This window comes from Shewanella phaeophyticola (assembly GCF_025398315.1).
GTDB classification, from domain to species: Bacteria; Pseudomonadota; Gammaproteobacteria; order Enterobacterales; family Shewanellaceae; genus Shewanella; species Shewanella phaeophyticola.
In genome coordinates, this window is record NZ_JAODOQ010000001.1 from 1,482,542 (window position 1) to 1,494,750 (window position 12,209).

11 protein-coding genes and 2 pseudogenes are annotated in these 12,209 nt (G+C 40.5%); 11 read left to right on the forward strand and 2 right to left on the reverse strand.

All coding sequences use genetic code 11. From position 1 onward, the window contains the following. Positions 1-94: 94 nt before the first annotated feature. The 5 genes from N4T56_RS07010 (at position 95) to N4T56_RS07030 (ending at position 4,469) form a co-directional block, all read left to right on the forward strand. A complete protein-coding gene (locus N4T56_RS07010; RefSeq protein WP_261732708.1) occupies positions 95-1,066 on the forward strand; it encodes an endonuclease/exonuclease/phosphatase family protein in 972 nt (323 codons plus the stop codon). Between the two features lie 219 nt (positions 1,067-1,285). Then, a complete protein-coding gene (locus N4T56_RS07015) occupies positions 1,286-2,008 on the forward strand; it encodes a DnaJ domain-containing protein (RefSeq protein ID WP_261732709.1) in 723 nt (240 codons plus the stop codon). Positions 2,009-2,049: 41 nt separating this feature from the next. After that, positions 2,050-2,250, forward strand: coding sequence for a DnaJ C-terminal domain-containing protein (locus N4T56_RS07020; protein WP_261732710.1), 201 nt, complete (start codon positions 2,050-2,052; stop codon positions 2,248-2,250). Positions 2,251-2,252: 2 nt separating this feature from the next. Continuing rightward, positions 2,253-2,570 (forward strand): chaperone modulator CbpM, encoded by a 318-nt coding sequence (locus tag N4T56_RS07025; RefSeq protein WP_261732711.1) that lies wholly within the window; start codon positions 2,253-2,255, stop codon positions 2,568-2,570. A gap of 318 nt (positions 2,571-2,888) precedes the next feature. Beyond that, positions 2,889-4,469 carry a BCCT family transporter gene (locus tag N4T56_RS07030; protein WP_261732712.1) on the forward strand — a complete coding sequence of 527 codons (1,581 nt, stop codon included), beginning with the start codon at positions 2,889-2,891 and terminating at the stop codon, positions 4,467-4,469. Between the two features lie 381 nt (positions 4,470-4,850). Here N4T56_RS07030 and N4T56_RS07035 read toward each other — a convergent pair whose 3' ends face one another. Beyond that, positions 4,851-5,567: a 3'-5' exonuclease gene (locus N4T56_RS07035; RefSeq protein ID WP_261732713.1), complete on the reverse strand. Its 717-nt coding sequence runs from the start codon at positions 5,565-5,567 to the stop codon at positions 4,851-4,853. Between the two features lie 10 nt (positions 5,568-5,577). Further along, positions 5,578-7,454: pseudogene (locus N4T56_RS07040) on the reverse strand (putative nucleotidyltransferase substrate binding domain-containing protein). Between the two features lie 523 nt (positions 7,455-7,977). Here N4T56_RS07040 and N4T56_RS07045 point away from each other — a divergent pair. The 6 genes and pseudogenes from N4T56_RS07045 to N4T56_RS07070 all read left to right on the forward strand — a co-directional run bounded on the left by N4T56_RS07045 (position 7,978) and on the right by N4T56_RS07070 (position 12,149). Beyond that, complete coding sequence (locus tag N4T56_RS07045) at positions 7,978-8,301, forward strand: carboxymuconolactone decarboxylase family protein (RefSeq protein WP_261732714.1); 324 nt, start codon at positions 7,978-7,980, stop codon at positions 8,299-8,301. A gap of 144 nt (positions 8,302-8,445) precedes the next feature. After that, positions 8,446-8,670: a DUF6781 family protein gene (locus tag N4T56_RS07050; protein WP_261732715.1), complete on the forward strand. Its 225-nt coding sequence runs from the start codon at positions 8,446-8,448 to the stop codon at positions 8,668-8,670. Next, a complete protein-coding gene (locus tag N4T56_RS07055) occupies positions 8,648-9,127 on the forward strand; it encodes a DUF6781 family protein (protein WP_261732716.1) in 480 nt (159 codons plus the stop codon). The genes N4T56_RS07050 and N4T56_RS07055 overlap by 23 nt, the downstream gene beginning before the upstream one ends. Positions 9,128-9,244: 117 nt before the next feature. After that, positions 9,245-10,822 (forward strand): ABC1 kinase family protein, encoded by a 1,578-nt coding sequence (locus N4T56_RS07060; RefSeq protein WP_261732717.1) that lies wholly within the window; start codon positions 9,245-9,247, stop codon positions 10,820-10,822. Between the two features lie 754 nt (positions 10,823-11,576). Next, positions 11,577-11,657: pseudogene (locus tag N4T56_RS07065) on the forward strand (hypothetical protein); the annotation flags it as partial. Positions 11,658-11,660: 3 nt separating this feature from the next. Then, complete coding sequence (locus N4T56_RS07070; RefSeq protein WP_261732718.1) at positions 11,661-12,149, forward strand: transglutaminase-like domain-containing protein; 489 nt, start codon at positions 11,661-11,663, stop codon at positions 12,147-12,149. Positions 12,150-12,209 lie beyond the last annotated feature (60 nt).

A 12,209-nucleotide genomic window follows, 5' to 3' on the forward strand; every position in this document is an offset into this window, starting at 1 on the left:
TTCTATGTTTACGATACTGACATTTTTTACAGTGTTAATGTTATTGGCAACTTTACTGCCTCTTTCGAGGCATCCGCACTGGATTGTCAGGAGTATGGACTTTCCCCGATTACAATTGTCGATATTAGCTACAATGCTATTGATTGCCGATGTTATTTTTCTCGATATTCACCTGCTAAGTACGCAGTTATTAGCGGTGACCACCACTTTGTGTTTAATCTGGCAGTTTAGCTGGATATTCCCTTATACTTTTTTATTTCCCAAAGAGGTTCAAACGTCCACTGAATTTGATGTCGATAAACAACTCAGTATTATCACCGCTAATGTGCTTACTCCCAATCGTAATGCCGATGCATTGATCCAATTAGTCAACGAGCATAAGCCTGATGTGTTGGTCACTCTCGAATCAGACCAATGGTGGCAAGACAAGCTTAATGTATTAGAAACGGATATGCCTTACAGCATTAAATGTCCTCTTGATAACCTCTACGGTATGCACGTTTATTCTCGATTGCCTTTATGCGAACAACAAATATGCTATTTGGTTGAGAAGGGTGTGCCATCAATACATGCCACATTAGCCTTACGCACCACAGACAAGGTTCGGATGCATTTTCTCCATCCCGCTCCGCCAAGCCCAACCGAAAATGTGGAGTCGGCAGAGCGAGATGCTGAATTAATCATTGTGGCTCGAAGTGTTGCAGACAGTGACCAACCTGTGATTGTTACCGGCGATCTTAATGATGTCGCTTGGTCTGCTACGACTCGACTTTTCCGTAAGGTGAGTGGATTGCTTGACCCGCGTGTCGGTCGTGGGGCATTTAACACTTTTCATGCTGGTTATTCATTTATGCGCTGGCCATTAGATCACTTATTTCACAGCCAACATTTTACTTTGCAACACATTCAACGTTTACCTTCGATTGGTTCGGATCATTTTCCTTTATTGACTAGGCTGTCGTTTACCCCGTCGCAAAGTACCCAACAGCAAGGTATTGACGCGGGTGTGTCTGAGCATGAGTGGAGCCAAAGAAATTGCAGCAGAGCAAAAAGTGAACAAACATGATGTACCAAAGCCTAGACAATAAGCCTCGATAGCGACAATGATGAGCCAATATTACAGAAATTGTTTTTGTAAGCGGTTATTTTTAATTAATTAATGCTTATTAATTAAACAAAGCATACTGTAGTAGAGTTGATCAAGATCAAGCGTATTACTTCTCTGTGAGCCTAAACTCATTAATGTTAACCCTCCATTGCAAACCTGTTTTTGTTAGGGGATAAAATGAATTTTAAAGACTATTACACGGTGTTGGGCATCGATCCGCAAGCGGATGTTAAAGCGGTAAAAGCCGCTTATAAAAAACTGGCGGTAAAATATCATCCTGATGTCAGTAAACATGATGATGCCGAGGCAAAATTTAAAGAAATTGGTGAAGCTTATGCAATATTGAGTAATGCTAAAAAGCGTGCTGAATATGATGAAGTTCGCCAGCATCATCTAAATAGGTCGCAAAGACATTACGCCGGACATGCTGGCGCTAGTGGACAGGATTGGGGACAACAGGAAAGCGACCCTCAAAGCGATCAAGAATTTGCTGATTTCTTTAATTCAATTTTTGGGGCGCGCCATTCAGGCTTTGACCCAAACCAACAACATCATGGTCGCCAACCTCAACACGCTAAAGGGCAAGATGTTGAAATGGAGTTCCCGATGTTTCTTGAAGAAACATTGACCGATACCCTCAAGCCTGTCTCGTTTACCCTGCAACAACGCGATGCTCGTGGTCATATTGTTGAACATCCTAAATCCTTAAAAGTGAACATTCCAGCCGGTGTGAGTAATGGTGAACGTATTCGTCTAAAAGGCCAAGGCGAATCTGGGCAAACTAAAGCCGATAATGGCGATTTGTATTTAAAAATTCGTTATGCGCCGCATCCTTTATTTGATGTTGATGGTCGAAACTTGACTATAGTTGTGCCAGTGGCACCTGGGAAGCGGTATTAGGTACCAAGGTTAAACTGCCTACCTTAACTGGGCATATTCAATTGAGTATCCCTGCGAATAGTCAATCAGGCCAACGGTTACGTATAAAAGGTAAAGGGTTATTGAGTAAAAAAGAACACGGCGACTTATTTGCGGTGCTTAAAATCGTGGTGCCGACGGTATCAGACGTGACAAGTAACCATTTGTGGACTGAATTAGCTGAAAAAAATACATTCGACCCTCGTGCAAGTTGGAGTAAATAGCGATGCTGCAGATTAATATAAGTGAACAAGATTGTTGGTTGAGTAGTGACGAACTGTGTGAGTGCAGCGACATTAGCTCGGCATTATTACTTGAGCTTGTAGAGCACAGCATTGCGATTCCGCTGCAGGGCGATGTAATAGAGCAATGGCAATTTAATGTTGAGAATTTACATCAAGTTAAAAAAGCCACGCGCATTCAACGTGATTTGGCACTCGACTGGAGTGGTATTGGTTTAATTTTACAATTACTCGATGAAAGAGACCAACTCGAGCATGAAATACATAGGTTAAAACAGCAATTAAGTCGATTTAAAGCTTAGGTGATTCTTATCGTGACAGTCGCTCATGACGCTCAATATCTTGAAGATGGTCGATGGCTCTTGGTTTAAGCCTTGATTCTATAACGACTAGGCAATAATCGATAGCCTCTATTTACACGTTTTAACTTATATAAAATTAACCAGCAAAGGGCAACAGGCCAGAGTGAATTGTGATTTATTACTACAATAAATCAGCTGTTTAAATAAGTCTGAACCTTAATTAAATCTGAAATTATCAGTTGTTTTTGCTAAAATCCCACTAGGAAATTATATCGACCTTCACTTTCTGAGTGTCAGGTCGTTCTAAAAAGAGGTTTTATGAAGATGAATAAGGACAAGTACAGTATAGATAATACCGATTATACTGTCGGACAAGATAACATCCAAAAATGGGGTTTTGATATACACAACGCCGTTTTTGGGATTAGTGCAGGTTTAATTCTTGCTTTTTTAATTGCTATATTAGTCATTGATCCGGCTACTTCAAAAGAGTTTTTAGACGGTTTAAAATGGCAAATTATTGGTACATTTGACAGTCTCTTTATGTGGTCTGCAAATATTTTTGTGGTTTTTTGCTTAGCATTAATTGTTTCTCCGTTTGGTAAGATCCGCTTAGGCGGAGAGGGTGCCAAAGCTGATTATTCAAGGCTTTCTTGGATTGCGATGCTTTTCGCTGCAGGCATGGGAATTGGTTTGATGTTTTGGGGGGTTGCTGAGCCCTTAGCATACTACACAGGTTGGTATGAAACACCGTTGAATGTGGCAGCGAATACGCCTGAAGCGGTAGAGCTGGCACTTGGTGCAACTATGTTCCACTGGGGATTACACCCTTGGTCAATTTATGGTGTGGTTGCCTTGTCTATGGCTTTCTTTGCTTTTAACAAAGGGTTGCCACTTTCAATTCGTTCGGCTTTTTATCCAATTTTGGGTGATCGTACATGGGGCTGGCCTGGGCATATCATTGATATTTTCGCCGTATTAGCCACATTATTTGGTCTTGCAACGTCATTAGGTTTAGGTGCTCAACAAGCCGCTGGTGGATTCCAACATGTGTTTGGTATTGAAGGTTCGCTTACTTTACAAATTACGATTATTACAGGTGTCACTTTGCTTGCAGTGATTTCGGTAGTGCGTGGGCTTGAAGGCGGTGTAAAAGTCATCAGTAACATTAATATGTTTCTTGCTTTTGCCTTACTTGTTTTCGTTGCACTGGTGACTTTCGCTATATCAATGGGGACAATACCTACAACGGTAATGGGTTATATTAAGAATATTATCCCGCTAAGTAACCCAATTGGTCGAGAAGATGAAGCTTGGATGCATGGCTGGATCGTCTTCTACTGGGCTTGGTGGATTTCATGGTCACCATTTGTAGGCATGTTTATTGCTCGTATTTCTCGCGGCCGTACAGTTCGTGAGTTTCTTGCCACTGTATTGATCGTACCTACTATGGTGACTATTTTATGGATGTCTGTATTTGGTGGTGTTGCCATTGAACAAGTTATTGATAAAGTAGGCATTTTAGGTGATAAAGGCTTAACTGCAGTTCCACTGGCGATGTTCGAGATGTTTGATGCGTTACCTTTAGGTAATCTGTTATCTATATTGGCTGTGATATTGGTTTTGGTTTTCTTTATTACGTCTTCTGATTCAGGCTCTTTAGTTATCGACAGTATTACTGCTGGCGGTAAAATTGATGCTCCGATCCCACAACGTATTTTTTGGGCGGTGATAGAAGGTGCCATTGCTGCAGTATTACTTTGGGTCGGAGGTACTCAGGCGGTTGAGGCATTACAAGCTGGAGCTATTTCTACGGGACTTCCGTTTACTATTATCTTATTGCTAATGTGCGTTAGTTTGATAATGGGAATGCGTACCGAAAAACATAATAAAAGATAATTTTTATATTTGTAAAAAAGCCGATGATTAATTCACCGGCTTTTTTTATGCATTTGATTTAGGTTAACATTATACCATTTCTATTAATTATGTGACCAATCAGAGTCGCTCAGACTGTTCAGTTTGAGGCGCATTGTTGAAATAATGGTTATTCCCTTCTAAGGCAATGCAACAAAGAAATGGACAGTCTGAGCGCCTCCTGCAAGGCGGGTTTCTGTGCCTTCTATGCTGCTTAATAGTATTTTGACGTACGACTGCATGGATGCAGGAGGTAGAGCAACGCAGGAGCAGTTGCTGAGAGCAACTATGCCTACAATCCTATTACTTGCCTAGAAGGCACAGAATTACCGCTGAATGACCAGATAATTAGTGGAATTGGTATTAAACCCATAATTTTTTGATCGCAGTGTCTGGACTAAAGTGATACTTAATTTGTGCCTGCAGTAATTCAGCCGTGGCAATCGCATCGGTTAATGCATCGTGAGGCGCGTAAGCGGGTAAGTTATAACGTTCACGACTATTAGCTAACCGAATTGAATGTGGACGCTTTGGTTTAAAGAAATTCAATAAACCCTGAGATTTCGCTCGGTGCAAATTGGCTTCAATTTGCATGGTATCGATTACCGGAAAAACAATGCCTTCATTGATTAACAAGCGTAACGTGTGATTAAGAAAATCACGCTCAATATGTCGATAATGTACCACGACCACTTTACCTGCCAGTTGATCTAAAAGCTGTTCTAAAATCAATAAAAGATCTGGAGCATCTTGTAGATCTGAGTGAGTGATGCCATGAATAATAATTGAGTTTTCTTGGAGCTTATCTTGTGGATTGAGAAACCATTTTTTGGCTTTACGGCAAAAAATACGCTGTAACGTAAAGGGCACTAGACCAATGCTAATGATGCTATTTTTCTCTGAGTCTAAGCCGGTTGTTTCAAAGTCTAGGGCAACAAAATCAATATCACTTAAGGGTGTTTCATTGTGATAGGTTCCAGCATGGTAAAAGTCAAACAAGCGTCGATCTTTGCTTTTTTGCATTTTTAATTCTAGAAAGGCTTGCCAGTTTAAAATTTCTGATTTACTGAAATGTGTCATAACTTGGCCTTTAACGTTTGTTTGAACTGTAGCGATATTTCAAAAAGTTCTGTGCATTGCTGAGCACTAAAAAAGCATCTTTAAGATTACGACGTTCAAAATCAGACATATTTTCGGGTTCAATATTATTATCAGGCTCAATCCCTGATTCAATATCGGATGATTGGTGACGTAGGCGTACTAATGAGATAAGTTCCATCGCATGTTGTAAATCTTCCGCTTTTGAAGTGGGAAGAATGCCAGCGTCGATAATATCCTCTAAGCGTTCAAATGAGTTTTGCGATTGTGAGCCAATGGCGAGAGCATGTACTCGGATTAAGTCTGCTAATGGCGCAGTGCCACGACGTTTTAAATTGATGGAATTGTTATGACGACCATCTTTTTCCATCACAAAGTCTTTAAAAAATCCTAGCGGCGGTGTCCGGTTGAGGGCGTTGTGTGCCATGCAAGCTAAAAAGTGGTTGTTTTTCTTGGCTTTGTTCAAGATAAATGCATTTAATTGTTCAGCCCATTTAACCCGACCATAAACCCCAGTCAGATCGAAGAAGATAGAGCAGTTTAATAAGGCTTGCGGGTTGGGTTTTTCTATCCAGTCACCAAAACAGGCTTCCCATTCTGAGCGAGTTTTACGGTACTCAGGGTTACTGGCCATAATATCGCCAGTACAATAACTGTAACCGCAAGCGGCTAAACCATCACATACAAAGTCAGCTAACTTTGAAAAATACTCACCGTGCACTGCGGCGTTATAGCTGTTATCTAGAATAATGGCATTGTCTTGATCGGTTACCATCAATTGCTCATCGCGAGCCATTGAACCTAGCGCTAAAAAACAATATGGAACCGGTGGCGGCCAAATTTGTCTTCTGCAAGTTCTAATAAACGCTGCTTAAAGTTACGGCCGATTTCAGACATTGCCCGCCCGACCATATGTGAGTTGGCATCTTCATTAACCATGCGCACAAAACAGTTTTTTAACTGTGAAGATAACAATACTAAATCTTCGCAGCTTTTCTGCTGAAAGATACTACTGACAAATAATAAACTATTTTGCGACTCGTAACGGATAATATCGGCTACTTCAATTAGGCCTATGGGGATTTTATTTTTAAGAATAGGCAGATGATCAATTTTATTACGGAGCATAAGTAGCATAGCTTCAAATATGTATGCATTGTGCTCCAGTGAAATTAACTCGGTCGACATGACTTGTGAAATAGGACTATCTACATTCACTCCCGCAGCAATCACTTTAGCGCAGAGATCATGTTCAGTAATAATACCCACAAAACTACTGTCTTGTTGATCTTCAATATCTGGATCATTAATTAATACCGCAGAAATATTCTCTTCAGTCATTATCTGGGCAACAGCTTGTATGGTGCTATTACAAGATAAAATAACAGGCTCTCTGGTCAACAACGTTTTCACTTTAGAGGTGGTAAGGGCATTGGCATCTTCGGTTTTGCCCTTTACTGCTTGCTTTAAGCGAGTGGTATCCTCAGCCTCTACAAAATCTGCAAAATCATCATAGTTTTCGCATAAGTCATTGAATACCGATTCAGGTATACAGTATACGAGGGTATCTTTTACCGCTTTGGCCGGGAAACGTACTTTATTGTTGGTCAATAAGCCCATTTGGCCAAATAACTGCCCCTGATCAAGACGATTATAGAGCTCACCTTTACGACGATATAACTCTACAACGCCACTGCGGATCATATAAAGTTCGGTGATCCTGTCATTAAAGTTAACAATCATACTATCGGTACGGTGGTAAGAAATCTCAACACTTTTGGCAACGTCAATTAAGACTTGTTCTGGAAGCTGATCAAAGGGAGCGTACTGAGCGATAAAGCTCTGAATTTCGAGTACTTCGGCTGTCATGAGTAGACCTGTTAATGTGATAACTTGAACTTTGTTTATAGCTATGTCGATATTATACGAGTAAATGACGCAACATGGGGATTTATCGCTCCATTGAATATGTTGCAGTGGGACAAGGTTAAATATCGAACAAGCTCGATGCTTTAGTGAACTTTATTGCTAACAGATTACCTATGATGGCCAGACTAAAACTCACTATTGTTAGCTTGGAGGATGCGCCTTACTACTGTTTAAGTTTGATGTTTTTGACAACGTCATTGTTTATTTATCTTTGAAATAACGGCCTGACTATTCATTCATTAAACATATTTTAAACAAAAAAGATTCGGTGATTTTATTGAATGATTAGCGTGCTATTTTACTGCGATTAATTATTGTTTATTTATTGTTCGCCATTCATTACATCATTGAGGTGCGTCAAGGTTTTATGGCAATATTTGACTTAGATTTATTATGTGAGCGTTATTTTATTTAAGGGTTAGTTAGCTGATGAGCTCAGTGCTAACACTAATGAGGCAATCCTATGACACACTTTCCAGAACGCTATAAAGAACTCAGTACCTGGATGGATAAACTCGGAGTGGCTATTCCTCAGACCATGAAAGGGTTTTCTGAACTGCATAAAGCATCTATTGCTCCCGGAGTATTGGACAGTAAAACCAAAGAGCTTTTAGCCCTTGGCATCGCTATCACGGTTAGATGCGAAGGGTGTATTGCTTTTCATGTACATGACGCTTTACAGGCAGAGGCCAGTAAAGAAGAAATTGCTGAAACCGTGTCAGTAGCCATATTGATGGGTGGTGGATTCATGCTATGGTTTATGGTATTGAAGCCATGCAAGCCGTGAGTCAATATCAACAGCAGGGGTGATAACCTAACGTAATACTCAAAATCCAACAACACAGTAAAAACTGAATTAACGATAGTTGAGCAATAAGTCGATTCTTGTGTGGGTTTTCCAAGCAGTGTTAAATTGTGTAGGAGAATAGCGATGGGTACAGTCAAAAGCGATACGAGTCATCATCACCCCCTCGAAGATGTCATCAAAGATGCGGTTGAGGCCGATAATAATATTAGAGAAGACGTTCGTCGTATTACCCTTAACGTATTGAGTGACGGTAAGTTAAATATAGATGAGATTACTCAAGTGACTCTCCGCGTGGTCAAAGGTGCTGGTTTAGGGGCTGTTATTCATGGGCGCAGATGGTCAAAATAAGTTGGCAAAGGCTGTTGCGGGGCTTGATGATGCATTGTGTTCTGCCGTAGAAGCATCCAAATTAGCCATTGAAGAAGCCAGTGCCCATGTCAAAACATTCAGTAAACAAGATTTACAGCACGCTATTAATGATCTTAATGACCTTGAAACCATGTATTTAGAAACGTTAAAAGACGTGGCTAAAGAGGCAAGTGAAACGGTGTCGGAAACTCTCAATGATTTAGTTAGTCATGGTCGTTTAAGTGGCACAGGCATTGGCCAAAAAGCAACAGAAACGGCTAAACTGTTAAATGAACAACTCAGTGAGCGATTAAGCGAAACGGTTTCAGCTGGCGTTGATTCTGCATCAAAAGTCACCAGTAACCTTGCATATGCAGCGGCAGGCTTTCTTGAGGCGATTGCACAAACCTTGGATAACAAAATAACCTCTACCTCTTCACAAAATCAACATAAATAGATAGGTGAGCCATGCTGTGGGAGACGTTAAGTACTGCACGAGATATTGGCCGACTGAATGAACTGGTTTCGGTCTTGATCCGTTATGGCTTCGGTGATAGTGCTGCGCAGACTGGGTTTGGCAAATATATTTAACGATGCCGGTAAAGCATTAAATTGGAAGCATACTCCAGATATCACCAATCTAGAATCCCCCGTTAGGTTTTGTCATGCATTGACTGAAATGCGCTTCACCTTTATTAAGCTCGGCCAGATCCTAGCGACACGTTCAGATTTGTTTTCTTCTGAATGGACTACTGAGTTTAAAAAGCTACAAAATCAAGTACCTTCGGTGCCATTTGATTTACTCATTGAACAATTACAACAAGATTTAGGTTGTAGTCCACACGACGCTTTTGCCGAGTTTGATCCTATCCCTTTTGCCGCAGCCTCTATTGCTCAAGTTCATCGAGCTCGATTACAAGATGGTACAGAGGTGATTGTTAAGGTACGCAGGCCGGGCATTCAAGCATCAATGGAAGCTGATTTGCGTTTACTGGCGCGTATTGCTGAGTTAATGGAGTCTGAGTCAACCGCTTTACGCCGTTTTAAACCTCGTGAAGTTGTTCGTCAATTTACCCATTCTTTGCGGCGGGAATTGGATTTGTTAGCCGAGTGCCGCAACGCTGAAAGAATCGCTAAAAATTTCGAGGGTGATCCTAATATTGTTATCCCTAAAATGTATTGGCCGTGGTGCAGTGAACGTGTCAATGTTCAACAATTTATTGATGGTATTCCTGGCCAAGATATTACAACACTTGAGGAGGCGGGTTTAGATAGAAAACGGTTAGCCCACTTTGGAGGACAAGCGGCTTTAAAAATGATTTTAATGGATGGTTTTTATCATGCGGATCCTCATCAAGGTAATATTTTTTATTTGCCAGGAAATAAGATTGCCTTTATTGATTTTGGTTTGGTAGGACGTTTATCTTTTGAGCGCCGTCATCAAGTGGTCACACTGTTACATAGCATGGTTGAGTTAGATGCATCTCGAGTTGTGGAAGTGTTACTCGATTGGGCTGGCGATCCTCCGCTTGATTGTCAAAGTTTGACATTTGAAGTAGAAGAGTTTGTCGATAAATATCACGGTGTGTCATTAAAAAACGTCCATTTAGGCATGATGCTTACAGAACTGATGTCACTGCTCAGAGAGCATGGACTTAGCTTACCTCCTGATATCATTATTTTAATTAAAGCCTTGATAATACTTGAAAGTGTTGCGCAACAGTTAGACCCTGAGTTTAATATGGTGTCTGAAGCAAAGCCTTTATTACATCAGCTAATGTTAGATTCGACCGCCCCCGATGCCATCGCTAAAAGAGGTTGGCAGGCCATTGTCGACGCCACAGAATTGTTAACTGGATTACCGCAAGATTTACAACAATTGTTACGTTCAGCACGTAGAGGAAGATTCCAATTCCATGTTGATATAACACGGTTAAAAACCTTTGGAAATCAACTTGACCGAGCCGCTAGCAGGGTGGCGATTGGTAATGTGGTTGCGGCAATGATAATTGGATCCTCTATCGTCATGACAGTTGACGGCGATTCAACATTATTTGGTTTACCATTATTTGGCATATTGGGGTTTATCAGTGCCCTAGTGGGGGGAATATGGTTGTTATTCTCTATCTGGTCGAGTGGCCGCTGGAAATGAACCTATATCAGTTGTGAATTTCTGAACATTTTGATTGAACATCTAGAACGAAAACGACGACTAGGTGCTGCCAACGTTGGCTTTGCGCTTAAGTACTCATTCCTGAAAACCACAATTTGCTTATATTTGATTTCAACATTTTACGCTGTTTTGGTTTGTGTAGATTATTAATATAAGTTTTTTAGCTTGGAACTGTCAGTGTAGCTATACGTTAATGGTTTTTGTCGTAATGGCATATTACTATGGGCGGACTTCTATTGTTTACTCACCATCCATCGCATGCTGTTTTGTTATCCGTACAATGTCAATTGGGCTAAACATATAGTGATAACATGCTCCACTTCGTAAAATTCATCTCTTTATATGAACGGTTTTCATATAGGCTTTCTTTAAGCGCAATGTTCGGTTACTGTTTGATTTACAGGAAATAGTACTTATTTGGTGCGCTTGCTGCACTATGTTAGCACTGTGCATTTATTTTTAACATTTTTGTAAAGCGAATACCTGCCCAAAAGACCTATTAACACGATCCAACAGCGTAATTGCCATTATTTAATTGGAATAAATATTGCTAGAGCAACAATAAGATACGAGGTGTTTTAGGGTTTTTATATGGTTGCACATTATTAAAGAGGGATTTATTGATGACAATTACAGTTGGTATAGCGCACCATACTCAGTATAAGTACGATCGGTTAGTGAATATGGGCCGCATATATTCCGCTTACGTCCAGCACCGCATTGCCGTACTAAGATTAAAAGTTACTCTTTAAAAATCATTCCTGAAGATCATTACATTAATTGGCAGCAAGATCCTTTTGGTAACTATCAGGCTAGAGTGGTATTCAATCAACCCACTAAAGAGTTTAGTTTTACCGTTGATTTAGTGGCTGAAATGACGGTGATTAATCCTTTCGATTTTTTCTTAGAAGACTACGCCGAAGAGTTTCCGTTTGTTTATGATGCGGTCACAAAAGCCGAACTTAGCCTCTATTTAAAAAAACGCAAACCGAGCAAAAAATTTCAAGAACTCATCGAGTCATTACAACCTAAAAAGCCATTGCGAAGTGTCGATTTTTTGGTTGCCGTTAACCAGGCTATTTATGATTTAGTGGATTATGGCATTCGCCTTGAACCTGGTGTGCAAACGCCTAATGATACCCTCACCAAACAATCAGGATCATGCCGTGATTCAGCCTGGTTATTAGTGCAGCTGTTTCGTCATTTAGGATTAGCCTCACGCTTTGTTTCTGGCTATTTAGTGCAATTGACCTCGGATCAAAAATCGTTAGATGACCTAGCGTTATCCAGAACAAGACTTTACTGATTTACATGCTTGGACTGAAGTATATATCCCAGGCGCAGGTTGGATTGGCTTAGATCCTAC

What these genes read in the sequence shown, in the direction of transcription:
- N4T56_RS07035 (WP_261732713.1), bottom strand. Translation starts at nt 5,567, where the DNA reads ATGACACATTTCAGTAAATCAGAAATTTTAAACTGGCAAGCCTTTCTA.
- N4T56_RS07010 (WP_261732708.1), top strand. Translation starts at nt 95, where the DNA reads ATGGACTTTCCCCGATTACAATTGTCGATATTAGCTACAATGCTATTG.
- N4T56_RS07015 (WP_261732709.1), top strand. Translation starts at nt 1,286, where the DNA reads ATGAATTTTAAAGACTATTACACGGTGTTGGGCATCGATCCGCAAGCG.
- N4T56_RS07055 (WP_261732716.1), top strand. Translation starts at nt 8,648, where the DNA reads ATGGGCGCAGATGGTCAAAATAAGTTGGCAAAGGCTGTTGCGGGGCTT.
- N4T56_RS07045 (WP_261732714.1), top strand. Translation starts at nt 7,978, where the DNA reads ATGACACACTTTCCAGAACGCTATAAAGAACTCAGTACCTGGATGGAT.
- N4T56_RS07050 (WP_261732715.1), top strand. Translation starts at nt 8,446, where the DNA reads ATGGGTACAGTCAAAAGCGATACGAGTCATCATCACCCCCTCGAAGAT.
- N4T56_RS07030 (WP_261732712.1), top strand. Translation starts at nt 2,889, where the DNA reads ATGAAGATGAATAAGGACAAGTACAGTATAGATAATACCGATTATACT.
- N4T56_RS07025 (WP_261732711.1), top strand. Translation starts at nt 2,253, where the DNA reads ATGCTGCAGATTAATATAAGTGAACAAGATTGTTGGTTGAGTAGTGAC.